This window comes from Paenibacillus sp. BK720 (assembly GCF_011761545.1).
GTDB lineage: Bacteria > Bacillota > Bacilli > Paenibacillales > Paenibacillaceae > Pristimantibacillus.
Genome location: NZ_JAASRQ010000006.1, coordinates 168,146 through 184,880, shown reverse-complemented (window position 1 = coordinate 184,880; position 16,735 = coordinate 168,146). Strand labels below are relative to the sequence as shown.

Annotated in this window: 16 protein-coding genes; 11 read left to right on the top strand and 5 right to left on the bottom strand. The window is 52.5% G+C overall.

What is annotated here, in order from left to right; genetic code table 11:
* Positions 1-43 precede the first annotated feature (43 nt).
* Together FHT67_RS22595 and bcp are read left to right on the top strand one after the other, a co-directional pair.
* Positions 44-1,117 (top strand): asparaginase, encoded by a 1,074-nt coding sequence (locus FHT67_RS22595; RefSeq protein ID WP_167201394.1) that lies wholly within the window; start codon positions 44-46, stop codon positions 1,115-1,117.
* 27 nt (positions 1,118-1,144) lie between these two features.
* Complete coding sequence (gene bcp, locus FHT67_RS22590) at positions 1,145-1,606, top strand: thioredoxin-dependent thiol peroxidase (RefSeq protein ID WP_167201393.1); 462 nt, start codon at positions 1,145-1,147, stop codon at positions 1,604-1,606.
* A gap of 65 nt (positions 1,607-1,671) precedes the next feature.
* Here the strand turns inward: bcp and FHT67_RS22585 are convergent, their stop codons facing one another.
* Entirely contained in the window at positions 1,672-2,055 is a 384-nt protein-coding gene (locus FHT67_RS22585) for a VOC family protein (RefSeq protein WP_164775512.1), read from the bottom strand.
* A gap of 152 nt (positions 2,056-2,207) precedes the next feature.
* On the opposite strand from FHT67_RS22585, the gene FHT67_RS22580 reads away from it, so the two are divergent.
* Positions 2,208-3,167 carry an aldo/keto reductase gene (locus FHT67_RS22580; protein ID WP_132308676.1) on the top strand — a complete coding sequence of 320 codons (960 nt, stop codon included), beginning with the start codon at positions 2,208-2,210 and terminating at the stop codon, positions 3,165-3,167.
* Between the two features lie 39 nt (positions 3,168-3,206).
* On the opposite strand, the gene FHT67_RS22575 is transcribed toward FHT67_RS22580, so the two are convergent.
* Together FHT67_RS22575 and FHT67_RS22570 are read right to left on the bottom strand one after the other, a co-directional pair.
* Positions 3,207-4,304, bottom strand: coding sequence for an S-layer homology domain-containing protein (locus tag FHT67_RS22575; RefSeq protein ID WP_132308678.1), 1,098 nt, complete (start codon positions 4,302-4,304; stop codon positions 3,207-3,209).
* Positions 4,305-4,484: 180 nt separating this feature from the next.
* Entirely contained in the window at positions 4,485-6,356 is a 1,872-nt protein-coding gene (locus tag FHT67_RS22570) for an LTA synthase family protein (RefSeq protein ID WP_167201392.1), read from the bottom strand.
* A 242-nt stretch (positions 6,357-6,598) separates the two neighbouring features.
* On the opposite strand from FHT67_RS22570, the gene FHT67_RS22565 reads away from it, so the two are divergent.
* Positions 6,599-7,519, top strand: a complete 921-nt coding sequence (locus tag FHT67_RS22565) for a D-alanyl-D-alanine carboxypeptidase family protein (protein WP_167201391.1) — start codon at positions 6,599-6,601, stop codon at positions 7,517-7,519.
* Positions 7,520-7,600: 81 nt separating this feature from the next.
* Here FHT67_RS22565 and FHT67_RS22560 read toward each other — a convergent pair whose 3' ends face one another.
* Positions 7,601-7,756 carry a DUF1540 domain-containing protein gene (locus FHT67_RS22560; protein ID WP_132308684.1) on the bottom strand — a complete coding sequence of 52 codons (156 nt, stop codon included), beginning with the start codon at positions 7,754-7,756 and terminating at the stop codon, positions 7,601-7,603.
* Positions 7,757-7,883: 127 nt separating this feature from the next.
* Here FHT67_RS22560 and FHT67_RS22555 point away from each other — a divergent pair, with 127 nt between their 5' ends.
* Positions 7,884-8,849: a nucleoside hydrolase gene (locus tag FHT67_RS22555; protein ID WP_132308686.1), complete on the top strand. Its 966-nt coding sequence runs from the start codon at positions 7,884-7,886 to the stop codon at positions 8,847-8,849.
* On the opposite strand, the gene FHT67_RS22550 is transcribed toward FHT67_RS22555, so the two are convergent.
* On the bottom strand, positions 8,850-10,166 hold the full coding sequence (locus FHT67_RS22550; protein WP_132308688.1) for a deoxyguanosinetriphosphate triphosphohydrolase family protein: 1,317 nt from the start codon (positions 10,164-10,166) through the stop codon (positions 8,850-8,852).
* A gap of 154 nt (positions 10,167-10,320) precedes the next feature.
* Here FHT67_RS22550 and cls point away from each other — a divergent pair, with 154 nt between their 5' ends.
* The 6 genes from cls to FHT67_RS22520 all read left to right on the top strand — a co-directional run bounded on the left by cls (position 10,321) and on the right by FHT67_RS22520 (position 16,635).
* Positions 10,321-11,769, top strand: coding sequence for a cardiolipin synthase (gene cls / locus FHT67_RS22545; RefSeq protein WP_132308690.1), 1,449 nt, complete (start codon positions 10,321-10,323; stop codon positions 11,767-11,769).
* Between the two features lie 451 nt (positions 11,770-12,220).
* On the top strand, positions 12,221-12,607 hold the full coding sequence (locus tag FHT67_RS22540) for a Fur family transcriptional regulator (RefSeq protein WP_167201390.1): 387 nt from the start codon (positions 12,221-12,223) through the stop codon (positions 12,605-12,607).
* Positions 12,592-13,359 carry a winged helix-turn-helix domain-containing protein gene (locus tag FHT67_RS22535; RefSeq protein WP_165930703.1) on the top strand — a complete coding sequence of 256 codons (768 nt, stop codon included), beginning with the start codon at positions 12,592-12,594 and terminating at the stop codon, positions 13,357-13,359. The genes FHT67_RS22540 and FHT67_RS22535 overlap by 16 nt, the downstream gene beginning before the upstream one ends.
* A gap of 139 nt (positions 13,360-13,498) precedes the next feature.
* The gene (locus FHT67_RS22530; protein WP_167201389.1) at positions 13,499-14,956 is read left to right on the top strand and encodes a catalase; all 1,458 of its coding nucleotides are present in this window, start codon (positions 13,499-13,501) and stop codon (positions 14,954-14,956) included.
* Between the two features lie 103 nt (positions 14,957-15,059).
* Entirely contained in the window at positions 15,060-16,040 is a 981-nt protein-coding gene (locus tag FHT67_RS22525; RefSeq protein ID WP_132308698.1) for an aldo/keto reductase, read from the top strand.
* A 109-nt stretch (positions 16,041-16,149) separates the two neighbouring features.
* On the top strand, positions 16,150-16,635 hold the full coding sequence (locus tag FHT67_RS22520; protein ID WP_132308700.1) for a CcdC family protein: 486 nt from the start codon (positions 16,150-16,152) through the stop codon (positions 16,633-16,635).
* Positions 16,636-16,735 lie beyond the last annotated feature (100 nt).

Sequence of the window (16,735 nt, the reverse complement as noted above, 5' to 3'; positions counted from 1 at the left end):
GTGGAACCATATGCCAATTGCTGAAACGGAGAGGGAGTTACAGATGAGCCAAATACTTGTGATGTTCACCGGCGGAACAATCGGCAGCAAAAACGATAACGGCGCGATTTCGGTGAATGAAGCGGGCTCTTACCATTTGATTGATGCTTACATGGCGAGCGAGCTGAAGCGGGAAGCGGACCTTGAAACGGTTCAACCGATGAATATATTGAGCGAAAATATCGTGCCGTCGGACTGGAATACATTGATCTCGGCGATCAGGGCCGTCGATCAATCCAAATACGACGGCATTATTGTGACGCATGGCTCGGATACGCTTGCCTTTTCGGCGGCGCTTCTCAGCTTTGTTTTGTGCGACCTGACGATCCCGCTGGTTCTTGTAGCCAGCAACTATCCGCTTGGCGATGAGCGGGCAAACGGACTGAGCAATTTCGCCGCGGCAGTAGACTTTATTTCGGAGGATGCGGCCCCCGGCGTATTTGTCATTTACCGCAATGACAAAGGGGAATCGGTCGTTTATCTCGGCAGCCGCATTACGCAATGCGAGTCGTTCACCGACCAGTTCGACAGTCCTTACAGCGTGCCTTACGGCACCATGACCGGCGGAAGATTGGTCCGATTCGACCATCCGTTCAATCCAACCCATGAGGAGCTGCGCGCGCGCCAGCCGGAGAGCAGTCCATGGCTGGAGGACGGCGAAGGCATCCAGTCCGGCATGCTGTATATCCGTCCTTTTCCGGGGCTGAATTATTCGTATTACGATTTCTCCGTACATAAACCAAAGGCTGTGCTGCATGACCTGTTCCACTCCGGAACGGCCAATGCAAGCGGGGCGGATTCCCATTCTCTTCTGCAGTTTGCCGAGTATTGCGCGGAGCATGGCGTCGACCTGTATCTATGCCCGCTTAAGGACAGCAGCGAAGCGATGTATGCTTCGTCTATCCGCCTGCTGGAGGCGGGAGCGGTCTTTATCGAGAACATGTCCGTCGAAGCCGCGCTTATGAAGCTGACGTTGGCTTACTCGCTGCCGCTCGGCAGAGAAGAGATTCATTCCTTTGTTATGGAGCAGCCGCTGTTCTTCGAATTTGTGGCTAATCGTGGTAAACTTGGCGTATAAAACGTTTTCGAGGAGAGGTGTTCATTTATGGCGCAAGTGCAAGCGGGACAAGCGGTACCGGATTTCACTCTGCCGGCTTCAACTGGAGGCAATATTTCGCTGTCCGACTACAAGGGCAAAAAGCTGGTGATTTATTTCTATCCGAAGGATAATACGCCGGGCTGCACGGTGGAGTCCTGCGATTTCCGCGATTACAACGGGCAGTTCAAATCGTATAACACGGAAGTGATCGGCATCAGCCCGGACGACCTGGCGTCGCATGATACCTTCATTAACGACTTCCAGCTTCCTTTTCCGCTGCTGGCCGATACGGAGCATGAAGTATCCGAGTTGTTCGGCGTCTGGAAGGAGCGGTCCTGGAACGGCGAAACGTTCATGGGAATCGAGCGCTCGACGTTCCTGATCGACGAGAACGGCGTACTGGCTCGCGAATGGCGCAGCGTATCGGTAGACGGCCACGTTCTTGAAGTGCTCGAAGCGGTAAAATAACAATAAGAAAAGCCTCCAAATCCACGAACGGTGGAGATGGAGGCTTCTTATTTGGGCGTTATGTATTAACGCTGGAAAAATTCGATCCGTTCGCCTTCCGGTCCGCTGATGAAGAAGTAACGGTAGCCGTTAGGCAACGTTGTAATATCCTCGTCGATAAACGTTACGCTTGTCTCCTTCAAACGTGCGAATTCGGCATCCACATCGTCCACATGAATCGCGAAGTGGTGAACGCGGCCTTCAACGGGCAGCTCGCCGTTGTAATGCTGGACTAATTCGATTTCCGTCTCGTCGGAATCCCCGAAGCCAAGGAAAGCCAGTTCAATAACGCCGTTTGTATGAGTCAGACGGCCTTTCAGGGTCAATCCCACAAACTCCTCGTAGAAGCGGATGGTTGCTTCCATATCCCTTACCATGATTCCAACGTGATCGACGCGTTTGCGTGCCATTTGCATTGCTCCTTCTCCTCTAGGTTGACCCCATCATAGGCATTCATTCTTTCGTTGTCAAGCAACGGGGGGAAGAGTATAATGAGAAATAATTCCAAGTAAGTAAATAGGTATTCTATGATAAAAATCGCCGGATAAAAGGAGGCAGGAGGATGGAAACAAGAAGGCTGGGCGCAAGCGAGCTGTACCCGTCGGTTATTGGTTTCGGAGCATGGGCTGCGGGCCGGAACGGCTGGGGACATGTAGAGGAGGAGGAGATCCGGCAGGCGATAGATCGAGCCCTTGATCTCGGGATTACCTTTTTCGATACGGCTCCGGTATACGGATTCGGGGAATCGGAGAGAGTCCTGGGAAAAGCGCTTAGGTCCGTACGGGATAAAGTGATTATTGCCACCAAATGCGGTCTTGTCTGGGATGACCGTTACCAGGTCGATATCGACTTGTCCGGAGCAAGCCTTATCCGCGAGGTGGACGACAGTCTCCTTCGGCTCGATACCGATTATATCGATCTTTACCAGGTGCATTGGCCGGATCCTAAAGGCAAGGTGCCCATCGAGGAGACATTTTCGGTTCTGAACGGGCTTGTCCAGGCGGGTAAAATCCGCAGCATCGGCGTATCGAATTTCTCCGTTCATCAGCTTGTGGCGGCGCAGTCCGTTGCACCCGTCGTCTCGCTTCAATCTCCGTACAACCTGCTGCAAAGGCAAGTCGAGTATGCCGAGCTTCCTTATTCCGAGAAACAGCAGCTGGGCTTTATCCCGTACAGTCCTTTGGCGCAAGGGCTGCTCACCGGCAAGTTCAACGAGGTAACGAAGTTCCGGGATGACGATATCCGCTCCTATGGCAATCACCTCTACAAGCGCGGTCAGTTCGAGGGGAATGTGCTCAAGGTGGAGCTGCTGCAAGGAATCGCAAGGTCCATCGGCAAGCCGCTTAGCCAGATTGCGATCAATTGGCTGCTCTATAATAAGGCGGTTACAACGGTTATCGCCGGCGCCAAGACGGCTGCCCAGGTACAGGAAAATGCCGCCGCTTCCCGCTGGAAGCTGACCCGCGAGGATTACGAGCAGATCAGCCGCTTGTTTGAACCGGATTCTTCATACGTCATTTAACAGAAGAGGCTTGCGGATATCCGCAAGCCTTCTTCCTTTTTATTCCGCGATTTCGTCAGTGCCGGATGCGTCATCCGCATCGGAAGCAAACAGATAGATTTTCCAGCTGTTGTCTTCCATTTTCTTCAGCAGGTAGTAGCCGTCTCTAGGAACCGTCTGCGTTTGCGTATCGGCGTCGGTTTGGCCTTTAACCGTTACTTTGTACGTGCTGCCTGTTGCATGAATGGTGGCGAAACGGTCTGTTTTCAATTCGATCTCATACTTTTGCGGAGTCAGCTTTTCCAAAGTAAGGGTGTAGCCTTCCTTGGCCAGTTCCGAATAATCCTGATATTCAAAAGCGCTCTCGGCTTTAGCGTAACCCGTCATGTATTTATCCAGAACGTCGCCAAGCTTAGCGAAGTCCTGCGAGTTAACAACCTCGGCTTCTTGTTTCTCGTATTCATCAATCAAAGCGGTAAGCGTCGCGTCTTCCGGCAGATTGCCCGCTTGCAGATCCAGCGCGCGTTGAACCATTACGACAGCTTCCGCGCGGGTTGCGTTAGCGTATGGTTTAAACGTTGTTGCAGTAGCGCCGCGAACGATGCCCGCTTGGCTAGCTTTTGCAATGAACGGAGTTGCAAAGTATTCCGGTACGTCGGAGAAGGTCTTCGCTTCGCCTTCAAACTTGACGGAGGATTCGAATGCGCGAACGACCATTGTAGCGATTTCGCCGCGTTTGATCAATTCGTTTGGACCAAAGGTCGTCTCGGTCAGACCGTTAACGATACCGAGGGAGCTGGCGATGCGAATCGGCTCGGAGAACCATTTGCCGGCAGGAACGTCAGCGAAGGTTTTTCCTGTATCGGTTGTAGTCAAGCCAAGCGCGCGAACCAGAATGGCCACGAATTCCGCACGGCTGACGGACAGATCCGGTTTAATCATCGTATTGCCTTCCGAATCAAGGGTGCCTTTAAGCAAATCGGCATTAACGAAGTTGTCGAGCTCGTCATAAGCCCAGTGATCGTCGATATCACCCGGGAAGTATGTGCTCAGCGTGTCTTCCGCGGACGCAGCGTTTGCCGTGGAAGCTTGAAACGGAAGCGCGAGCAGCACAAAGGCCGCCAGGAAAACAATAAAACTACGGGAAAAAGTTTTCATTTCATATTCCTCTCTTATGTAAGAATTTTGTAAATTGACCCTTATTGATACTATCAGATGAGAGAGAATTGTACTAGAGAAATTTAGTGGATTTCGCCCTTAATAGCTAAAATAAATCCTTTGAACCAGCGCGCAAAAAAACCGATCCTTATTAACTAAGGATCGGTTTTTTGTGTCGAATCATTTCCAATTGGGAAGCTGGCTGACATAGCTGTCGGACAACTTCAGCAGCTCCAGCGCGCGGTTGAATTCGTCCTCCGAGTCAAGAGACACGGTGCTGGCTCCCGGGAGCGGAAGATGCGTGCCGTCCTCATAGCCGCTGCCGGAGAGGAACAGCTCGTCGCTGCTGACGAAGGAGCCCGTCGGCAGATAATAACGCTGCGGCAGCAGGTTAACCGAAGCATTGTTCAGGATATCCTGGCCGAAATGAATCTGCCGGTCGAGCGGGAAGCCGAACAGGTTCGCTACCGTAGGCAGAATATCAACCTGGCCGCCAAGCTGGTTGAATACTTTCGGCTCGGTGATGCCGGATCCCGAAATAATAAGCGGGATGTTAATCATTTCGGCAGAGCCGTAGTCATGCCCGTATATCTCTTTCATTAATTCCTTGTCATCGCGGTCCAGCGAGTAAATGGGCAAGCCAAGATGATCGCCGTACAGCACGATAACGCTGTTATCCCAGATGCCGCGCTGCTTTAGATCGTCAATGAACAGGCCTAGCGCGTAATCGGCATAGTTCTGGGCGCGAATGTAGTCCCCCACGAAGGTATTCTCGTAGCGCTTTGGGAGCTCCATCTTATACTTCCGCTCCGGTATAGTGAACGGATGATGGGAAGACATGGAGATGACCTGCGCATAGAACGGCTTGTCGCCTTGATCCATCTTCGCAAGCTCGGCTGCCGTCTTCGCGTACAGCACCTCATCGGAAGCAGCGAAGAAGACGGAATCCTCTTCGCCGAAAAACTGTTTGTCATAGTAACGGTTGAAGCCAAGCGCCTTGTACAGCTCGCTGCGGTTCCAGAATTCCACGACGTTGGTATGGAAGGTCGCCGTGTCATAGCCATGCTGCTGCATCAGCCTTGGAAGGCTTGGCAGCTCTTTCTTCGGGTAGACCTGGGTAGCCGCGCCGTTTGGCGGTATATAATAAGAAGTGTTAACGATAAATTCGGCATCCGACGTATTGCCTTGACCAACGCCTTGATAGAAATTGTTGAAGTAATAGCTTTCGTTGGCAAGCTTGTTCATGTTGGGCGTGATTTCCTGCCCGTCGATTTTCAGATTGATAAGGAAGTTTTGGAACGATTCCATCTGGATAATAATCAGATTTTTGCCCGAAGCCGCATTCCACAACTGAGGGGCTGCCGGTTTTTCGATTTGCTTTAATTTATCGATCCTGGCCTGCGTAATTTCGGTAGGCTTGACGAGCTCCTGCTTTTTGTTGGATAAAATCGTATAAGCCTCATAGTTGAGTATGCCCATCTGCTCCGCTTTGACGATCTCGTTCATGCTTGCGCGGTTCGGCAAAATATTAAACAGGCAAAGCGCAAGGGAGATGCCAAACAAGGCAGCAAGCACGCTCCGGCTGACGCGTTTTTGGCTGGCCGCCTTCCAGTACTGCCCCTTCCGGCGCCGGATTAAATAATAACCCATGACGACAATGTCGATGAAGACGAGCAAATAGTAAGGGTCCATCAGCGAGAAAACGCTGTTGCTGACCGCCGTAACCTGATTAACCTGATTGAGGGCTGAGTAGGTAACGATAACGCCATAATATTTGTAATACATAAGAACCGCGAACAGGATTCCGGTCATGAGCAGGTTAGCGCTTAAATAATAGACCAGCTTTCGTTTGGTAGCGAACCATTCAATCAGACAGAACACGATTAACGCAAACGGGACTTCCTTGAGCAGGGTTGTCCAGTTGGGACCACCAAAGACGACCATCCAGGTTAGAAAGCTCTTAAGTAGAACAATCAGTGAGAATGCGAGAATGGGTCGTTTGCTGAAAAGCCTTTTTGGTGCTAGATTTGACACGTTTTCGCCGCCCTTCATAATAAAACAGGCTTCTCACTAAGCAGCCTGTTCCATAATGTCTTATATCTCTGTTGTAATCATTATGCTTGGCTGGAAGAGGAATGTCAAAGGCGGGGCCGCTCTGCCGGAGATGGCAAAATGACGCAACAAATGTTGCAACTTTTTAAGACATTATCGAGTCTATTCGTTTATAGTAGAGAGGAAAGAACGATCACGTTCCTACGCAAAAACAAAAAACAAGCATAATTAAGGAGAGCAGCATGAGAAGAAACGTACAAAGACGAAAAAGACGCGGATTAGCTTTTCTGGCGGTATGCGTGGTTGCTATAGCAGTCATTCTGTTTATCCGCTACGAAAATTTGACGGCCGAAGCTCCGGAAGAGACAGCGGCTAATAGCCAGACTTCAGAACAACCTTCTTCTACGGCATCGAATGAGCCTGCAGCTTCTGCTTCAGAGGAGCCAGCGGATACGCCTACCGACGAACCGTCGGACACCCCTTCCGATACGCCGTCCGAGACGGACAAGCCTGCTAACACACCGGCTGACAAGCCTGCGATTGCTACGGCGGGAGAAGAGGATGGCTACGCGGTTGTCGCTCAGCCTGCAAGCATAGCCGTGCTGGTGGACAAGCAATACAAGCTTCCTGACAACTACGAGCCGAAGGATCTCGTTTATCCGGATGTGCGCTTTACATTCAGCGAGAAAATCGACAAACGCAAAATGCGCAAGGAAGCCGCTGGCGCTCTGGAGGACTTGTTTGCCGGCGCGGAGAAAGACGGCATTTACCTGGCCGGCGTCTCGGCTTACCGTTCGCAAGCAACGCAGAAGGCGCTTTTCAATAACTACGTGAAAAAAGACGGCATGGAAAAGGCGCTAACCTACAGTGCATTCCCGGGTACAAGCGAGCATCAGACCGGTCTGGCCATTGACGTATCGGGCAGCGACGGCAAATGCGCGGCGACGGATTGCTTCGGCGGTACTCCCGAAGCGGAATGGCTTGCGGCTCATGCGCCGGAGTACGGATTCATTATCCGTTATCCGGAAGGCAAGGATGACATTACGGGGTATAAGTACGAGCCTTGGCATCTCCGCTATGTAGGCAAGGAGCTGGCTAAGGAGATAGATGATAAAGACTTGACTCTGGAGGAGTATTATAACGCAGTTCCGGTATCAAAATAATAGATGTCGAATGGAACGGCGCTCAGCATCCAATGCATGTATTTATACATGGCAGAGGGCTGTGCGCCGTTATCCGTTCTTTTAGATCTTTGGCTCAAACGTTTTGCAGTCGGTTTCTTCCGAGTTGCTGGCTTGTTTGGAACGGTTGTTCACTACATAAATCGAAGAAGCAGCGCAATGATTGCCTGCAGCCCAATACTTGCAGGAGTTTACTTCGCACAGTACATCTTTAGCCATGGAAAATCACCATCCTTAAAAAAATATGGCCCAAGCGGCCGTTTCGGGCCGGTTAGAGAGCTTGGGCTCTTTCCTTAGGATGGACAAACGCAAACCCGTTTTATACTTATGAAAGGATGGAACAACAATGGGAAACAAGCTGTATTTTAATCATGACGCGGGGGTTGACGATCTTGTATCGTTGTTTCTCGTTCTGCAGATGAAGGATGTCGAGCTGATCGGGGTATCGGTAATTCCGGCCGACGGATATTTGGAGCCGGGGATGGCGGCAAGCCGCAAAATCATTGACCGCTTTGGAGCGCCGGGAACAAGCGGCAAAGTTGAGGTTGCCCGCTCGAATTCGAGAGGACGCAACCCGTTTCCGGCGGAATGGCGGATGCATACGTTTTTTGTGGACGCGCTGCCGATTCTGAACGAACCTGGCGTTATCCATACGCGCGAGGCGGAAGTGCCTGCCCATAAGCATATGATTCAGCGGCTTCTCGCGTCCGATGAGCCGGTAACTCTGCTGTTCACCGGTCCGCTCACGGACTTGGCGAGAGCGCTTGACGAAGCGCCGGAGATCGAGAAGAAGATCGGCAAGCTCGTCTGGATGGGCGGTACCTTTAACGAAAAAGGAAACGTTCAGGAGCCGGAGCATGACGGTACGGCGGAATGGAACGCCTTCTGGGATCCCGAAGCGGTTGGCCGCGTATGGAGCAGCGGAATCAAGATAGAGCTCGTAGCGCTGGAGAGCACGAATAAAGTGCCCCTTACCGTGCCGGTGCGCAACCGCTGGGCATCGCTCCGGAGGCATGCCGGACTGGACTTCGTGGGGCAATGTTATGCCGCTTGTCCGCCTCTTGTCTATATGGAAACCAATTCCACTTATTACTTGTGGGATGTTCTGACGACAGCGGTCGCAGGGGATCCAAGCCTGGTCGAAATGAAGACCGTCCACAGCGCGGTTATCGCTGACGGCCCAAGCCAAGGCCGAACAGTCGAGACGGCGGATGGACGGCCGGTGAGCCTTGTTTATGACGTGGAGCCGGAACGGTTCTTCGATTACATTACGTCGCTGTCGCAGAACGCCGTTCTGAATCCCGCGGAATAGTTAATCCATTTCGTAAATCGAACCGGATTTACTCGCGTACAGCTCGGCATAGACCTTCTCCGCGTACGCATCGGTCATGCCGGAAATATAGTCCGCGATAAAGCGGGCCCAGGTCCAATTGTGCTTGTGCTGCTCGAAGCTTGCCACCCAGTCCGGCGGCAGAATCAGGCGGCCTTGCTCGGGCCTCATGAAGCTGTCCCACAGACGGCGGATCATGATTTCGCTGCGCATTTGCAGCCGCTGTACGCGGAAATCCTTAATCAGCGTTACCCACGCCAGCTTCTTCAATATCTCCATCGTGCGCAGCAGGTCGATATCCTGCTGGCCTTCCAGCACGAACGTCACCTTCTTCCAGCCTCTTGCCGGATCCTCGATAATCCCTACACGCCCGGCAAAGACGCTGACCCACCGGGCTTTCATCTCTCTGCGCGTTCTGGACGATTCATGATCGTACAGGGCATACAGCTCTTCCCATTGCTGCAGATAAGCAGCGAGCACGCGCTTCACCATCGCCGGAATATCCACCTGATCCCAGCCTACGTCCATGTTGCCTTGATCCTCTACGATTTCCTGCACCAGATTGTCGATCAGCCGCTGATCCTCGAAAAACGTGCGGTTCATTTGTATTTTGCCGGCGCGGATGCCGTCTTCAATATCATGAGTGGAATAAGCGATGTCATCGCATAAATCCATCAATTGAGCTTCCAGCGTGGAACAGCCTGCAGGCATCGCCCATTGCTGGCGGATATGGTGAATGGCATGCCATTCGGAGCTGTACAGCCCCTTCAGCCTGCCCGGTTCGTCCAGGGAATAAGGGTATTTGTTAACCGCAAGCAGCACGGCTGCCGTCAGATCCAGGCCGCTGCCGCTGCCGGCGCGTTTCTCCAGAAACATGAGAATGCGGAAGTTTTGCGCGTTGCCCTCGTACGCGAGGCCATGCTCCTCCAGCAATAGGCGGTTCAACACCTCTTCGCCTTTATGGCCAAACGGCGGATGCCCGAGGTCATGGGCAAGCGCCGCGATTTCCACGACGGATGGATCCATGATGAGGCCGGGATGCTCTTTTTTGCTCAGAAAAGGGTACTGCGTCCCCAGGCGTCTCGCCACTTCGCGCGCGATCTGCGATACCTCGAGGGAATGGGTTAATCTCGTTCGGTAATAATCGCCCGATCCGGCGCCAAACACTTGGGATTTACCCTGGAGCCGCCGGAAAGCGGGGGATTGAATAAGCCTTGCGTAATCCCGTTCGTATTCGTCGCGTTCTTCGCTGAATGTGCCGAGCGCTGGTTCGTCTAATCGAAATTTGCGTAAATCCATGGTTCTTCCTCCTATGCCGCCCGCACTTTTTTTCTGAAAATTGTAACATATTTGATTCTTAATAAGAATGTTTGTGTAAGGTTTGAACATCTTTCCTGCTTGAGGTATGCTCTAGTTAACGTTTTTATCCATATATTGAGGGGCTCGTCTAGCTATGAATGTCTTACAGGATATTTCAACGGTCTTTATCGTCTTGAATATATTGCTGGCACTGACCGTTATTTTCCTCGAGCGAAAGGATGCAAGGTCGACGTGGGCCTGGCTGATGGTGCTTTATTTCCTGCCAGGGGTCGGATTCGTGCTCTATCTTATTCTCGGACAGCGGCTGCGCAAACGGAAGCTGAACAAGATGCTGCTCGAAAGCCAGCGTATTATTGAGGACTCCATTGAAGCTCAGAAGCTTCAATTGGAGGAGCGGCATATTATTTTTAACGATCCCGCTACCATTAACTATCAGAGCATGATTCACATGAATCTGGTGGGCAGCTATTCCTTGTATACGCAGAACAATGCGGTGCAGATCTTTACAACGGGGAAAAGCAAGTTCGACGCGCTGCTGCGCGATATCGAGTCCGCACAACATCATATTCACCTTGTCTATTACATTGTGCGCGACGATAAGCTTGGCAACCGCCTGATTCAAGCGTTGGTGGAAAAAGCCAGGCAAGGGGTACAGGTCCGGTTTCTGTATGACCATATCGGCAGCAAGGGCCTTCCGCGGAAATTTTTCAAGGAGCTGCGGGAAGCCGGCGGGCAGGCGGCAGCTTTTTTCCCTTCCCGGATTCCTTATTTGAATCTCAAGATCAATTTCCGGAATCACCGCAAGCTTGTTATCGTGGACGGGCGGATCGGCTATATCGGAGGCTTTAATATCGGGGACGAGTACATGGGCCGCGACAAGTATTTCGGCGAATGGCGGGATACGCATCTGCGGCTGGAGGGACGGACCGTTCTGCAGATGCAGGCGCAGTTCCTGATGGACTGGAATCTGGCCTCCTCGGGCATGGTGGACCTTGATTATCATTACTTCCCGCGCCACTTCCAGGCCGTGGGCACGATCGGCATGCAGGTCGTGGCAAGCGGGCCGGATTCGGAATCCCAGCAGATTAAGGACGCATACATCAAGATGATTTATTTCGCGAGAAAAAGCATCTGTCTGCAGACGCCTTATTTTGTCCCGGACGAGAGTCTGATGACCGCGCTTAAGACGGCCGCTATGTCGGGAATCGAAGTGAAGGTCATGCTGCCGGGCAAGCCCGATCATTTCTTCGTGTACTGGGCGACCCATTCGTATTTGAACGAACTGCTTGCCGCGGGCGGCAAATGCTACATTTACGAACGGGGCTTTCTGCACGCGAAGACGCTTGTCATTGACGGTCAGCTTGCTTCCGTCGGTACGGCCAATATCGATAACCGCAGCTTTAAGCTGAACTTCGAGATGAATGCTTTTATCTATGACAGCGCCACGGCAGGCGAGCTCGAGAGACTGTTTGAGCTTGACCTCCAGGATTGCCACGAGCTGACCTTCCAGGATTATTTGAAGCGGCCGCTGATGAACAAGTTCAAGGAGTCCATCGCCCGGCTGTTATCGCCGATTCTATAAAAATACGCACGAAAAAAGGGATTCCGCTTATCAATGATAACCGGAATCCCTTTACCTTTCTGAATCGCAATTATTCAATTTCGTAACGCTCCATTCTACAACTTGCGTTGCCTTAATTTTGCTTCGGATAAGTATGAGTCGGATCCTTGCGACAAGAGACGAATTTGAGTTCCCGCATGTCCGGTTTACCTTGCGATATCTCCTTCCCGGAAATAGTGAGGACACGCTTCGCTAACCTACTTCAATGGTCTATCCCCTTTCGTTTGGTGTAGGTCTATCATAAACTATTATTTAAATTTTGTAAATATTCTGATAATTATTTTTCGTAAAGTTTGGCTACTTGTTCTAGGACGGGAAAATGGCGCATACAGGCAGAGAGTCCCGGTTGATCTTCCTTTTATTTAGATTTATACTTAGTCTAAATTAACTTGCATTGAAGGAATGATTAAGGATGACCAAGATAAATTTAACCGTGCAGCGCAAAACGATTCTCGAAGCGATCCAGGCGTCCCATGATCACCCGACGGCGGCGGATATTATTGAGAGATTACGCGACAAGGGCATCAGCTTCGCGTACGGAACGGTATACAATTCGCTCCGTTATTTGACCGATGCCGGTCTGATCCGGGAGCTTAAGCTAGGCGAGGCCGTCAGCCGATATGATGCCAGAATGGACGATCACCATCATATTGTGTGCAAGCAGTGCGGCCGCGTAGAGGAAGTGTTGACCGAGCTGCCCGAGGAATGGCTGAAGAAAATCGCCGCGGAAACGAAGTTTAAGGTTCAGGACGCACATGTTGTATTAGAGGGGGTATGCGAATTATGCGCCAGCAAGTAGAAGACAACCGTATGGAGGGGCAGCCATCCGGCGAGTCGATTGAGGGGAAGGCTTGTTCCCTGACCAAACGGATTATGACGGTAAGTCCTTTTCCCGAACGGATGAACAGCCTTCTGCATCTACTCACGGCGGAATGCTTCGATCTGTTCACGCTCCACGACTTGAACAAGGCATTCGTCAGCAGCCTGCAGCCGGAGCTGATCATTTACGACGCGACCCCGCATCCGCTTATTCCGGATGCCGTAGATGCCCTTCATGCGGCGATGAGGCAAACCTCTCCTATTAACGGCGCCTCGCTTCTGTATCTGGTTCACGAGGATGCCCGGGTGATGGCAGCGTCTATTCCGAAAAATGCCGAGCTGCTCGCATGGCCTTCGAATCCGCAGGAAGCCCTTAACCGGATCAACCGGATGCTCGGCGAATGGAAGGCTCCCGAACTGTCCAGCTACCGCTTCAAGGACCTGACCGTCGATCTGAAGAAAATGGCGGTGTTCCGCGGTGTCGAGCGGATTGAGCTGACCAAGACGGAATATGACCTTCTTCTGATGTTTTTGACCTCTGGCGGAGCGGTACTAACGCGCGAAGCGATGTTTGACGCGGTATGGGGAAGCCAGTATTTCGGGGGAAGCAACGTCGTGGACGTGCATATCAAGACGCTCCGCCGCAAGCTGAAGGACAGCGCGGTAGCGCCTCATTATATCGCGACCGTGCGCGGAGTCGGCTACCGGCTTGTAGAAGAACGCAGCAATTAAGAGGGCGAGTCAGGTTTCGTCTTCATCCGTTCTTCATCAGCTTTTCATTTAACGTTCATGACAGGGTTGATCGGTAACCTTACAATAGGATTATAAGATTTAGATCAAGTCTAAATATAAATAATCCGGAGGTACCGATATGACCAACCGTTTAACGACTAATCAAGGCACGCCAGTAGGGGATAATCAAAACTCCAGAACAGCCGGACAGCGCGGCCCGGCCCTGCTGGAGGATTACCATCTGATCGAGAAGATCGCCCATTTCGACCGGGAGCGCATTCCGGAGCGCGTGGTGCATGCGCGCGGGGCTGGCGCGTACGGCGTATTCCGGGCATCAAACAGCATGAGTGCCCATACAAAGGCTGCGTTCCTGCGGGAAGCGGGCAAAGAAACGAATGTGTTTGTCCGGTTCTCCACCGTTATTCACGGAACAGGTTCGCCGGAGACGGCGCGCGACCCGCGCGGTTTTGCGGTGAAGTTCTACACGGAGGAAGGCAACCTGGATATCGTCGGCAACCATTTGCCGGTCTTCTTCATCCGCGATGCGATCAAATTTCCGGATATGGTGCACTCGCTTAAGCCTTCTCCCCGCACGAATATTCAAGAGCCGGAGCGTTATTGGGATTTCATGGCGTTGTCGCCGGAATCGACCCATATGCTCACCTGGCTCTTTTCGGATGATGGAACGCCCGCTTCCTACCGGGAAATGGACGGCTTTGGCGTTCATGCATTCAAATGGATCAACGAACAAGGGAACGTCACCTATGTGAAATACCATTGGAAGTCGAAGCAGGGAGTACGCAACTTCACGGCCGCCGAAGCCGGCGAGACGCAAGGCAAAGACTTTAGTCACGCCACCCGGGATTTGCACGATTCCATCGAGCTGGGCCGTTATCCGGAATGGGACCTGCATGTGCAGCTGATGCCGCCGGAGCATCTGGACCGTTATTCCTTCGATCCGCTGGATCCAACGAAGATCTGGCCGGAGGATACGTATCCGCTGCAGCTTGTTGGCACGATGCAGCTGAACCGCAATCCGGACAATTATTTTGCCGAAGTCGAGCAGTCTGCCTTTTCTCCGGGCGCCCTTGTGCCCGGCATCGAGCCTTCGGAAGATAAGCTGCTTCAAGGCCGCCTGTTCTCGTACCCGGATGCGCAGCGCTACCGTCTCGGCGCGAATTACCTGCACATTCCGGTCAATTGTCCATACGCGCCGGTTCGTAACCATCAACGCGATGGCGCGATGACGATGAAGGCCGATCCGCAGGCGGTCAACTATGAGTCAAACAGCTCGCCCACCAGCCCGCGGGAAGCGCCTGAGTACAAGGACAGCTATGCGCTTTTGCATGGCTCCGCAGGGCGTCAGAAGATCGACAAGACCGATGATTTCACGCAGGCCGGGGAGCGGTATCTGTCGCTGCCCTTGGAGCGGCGAGAGAATCTGGTAAGCAATTTGGTGAACGACCTGAAGCAAACAAGCGAAAATATCCAGCTGCGTGCCGTATGCAACTTCTTCCGCGCTAACGCGGAGCTTGGCATCCGCCTTTCGAAGGGGCTTGGCGTAGATATCAGCGCATACATGCAGCACCAGCGTTAATCATAGAAAAGTTAAGCGGCCGAAGCCGATCGAATGACGATTGGGCTCCGGCCGTTTTTTTGTTACACTATTCTCGTAACCGATTACATAACGAGGTGAGAAGATGCAATATCGCGGGTTAGGTTCATCGGAATTGAAAGTAAGCGAGATCAGCTTCGGAACATGGGCGATTGGCGGTGCCTGGGGCAACGTCAACGATAAAGAGTCCCTCTTGGCGCTTGAAGCAGCCATCGATAAAGGCGTCAACTTCTTTGATACGGCCGATGTGTACGGCGACGGTCATAGCGAGAGGCTGCTAGCTCAGGCAACCAAAGGCCGCGAGGACGAGATCCATATCGCTACGAAGTTTTGCCGCGCGGGAGATATTCACGATCCGGCGACTTATTCGGAAGCTTCGGTCCGCGCTTATTGCGAAGCAAGCCTGAAGCGTCTGGAGCGCGAGCGGATCGATCTGTACCAGATCCATTGCCCGCCGATGCCGATCCTGAAGAATGGAAGCGTGTTCGAGGTGCTGGACAAGCTGCAGCAGGAGGGCAAGATCCGTCATTACGGCGTAAGCGTGGAGTCGGTGGAGGAAGGTCTCTTCTGCCTGGAGCAGCCGAACGTGCGCGCGCTCCAGGTCATCTATAATATTTTCCGCCAGAAGCCGCTTGAGCTGCTGAATGAAGCGCATCGCCGCGGCGTCGGCATCCTGGTCCGGCTGCCGCTTGCCAGCGGTCTTCTGACGGGTAAGTTCACGGCCTCGTCCACCTTCGAGGCGGATGACCACCGCCGCTTTAACGAAAACGGCGAGGCGTTTAACGTGGGCGAAACCTTCGCCGGTCTAGGCTTTGCCAAAGGCGTCGAGCTGGCTGACCAGCTTCGCTGGATTGCGGAAGGCCGCGGCAATATGACGCGCGCTTCGCTGCGCTGGCTGCTTGATCATGAAGCCGTTACTTGCGTGATTCCGGGCTTCCGCAACGTTCGTCAGGTGGAAGACAATCTGGCGGCTCTAGACGTGCCTTCTTTTACGGCGGACGAGCGGGAACGGCTTGCGGCTTTCTACGAGGAACAGGTTCATCCGTTTATCCGCGGGTCCTATTAATCGGATTGTCCGGAAGGCAAAACTTGCGGGCTTCGGAGGGTTTGCACTGTTTAAAATTTTGCAGTACGATGGGTGTAGTTAACCTATTTTGAAATGAGGATAGATAACGATGCTATCTGCGCATACGCATCTCATTCAAGTGGCGTCCATCGTTTTTTCGGTTTGTGCCGGTCTGACGCTTATCGTTCTTCGCATGCGGGCGGGCAAACAGCCAACGAACCTGCGCAAAATTATCGCCCCGCCGCTTGGCATGTCGACGGGCTTTATCATGTTTGCTTTTCCCGTAACCCATATCCACTGGCTGTGGGGGTTATCGGCGTTTGGCACGGGGATGCTGATCTTTTCGTTTCCTCTTATCGTCACAACGCGTCTCGAGAGAGTCGAATCCGATATATTCGTCCGCCGTTCCAAGGCGTTTATCTTTATCATGCTGACCTTGCTGGCAATCCGGCTTGCGCTGCACAGCGTAGTCGAGCAATATATGTCGATCCCGCAGACCGGTGCCTTGTTCTACCTGCTCGCGTTTGGGATGATTCTCCCGTGGCGTTTCGCCATGGTTGGCGATTATATGCGTTTGCAAAGAGCCGAAATGTAACGAAAGGGGCGTGCCATGGGGCACGTCCTATTTTTTGATCACAAGGAACAAGGGCAATAAGACGGAAGGTTCCTCCTATTTATGTTTGTTCGTATAACAG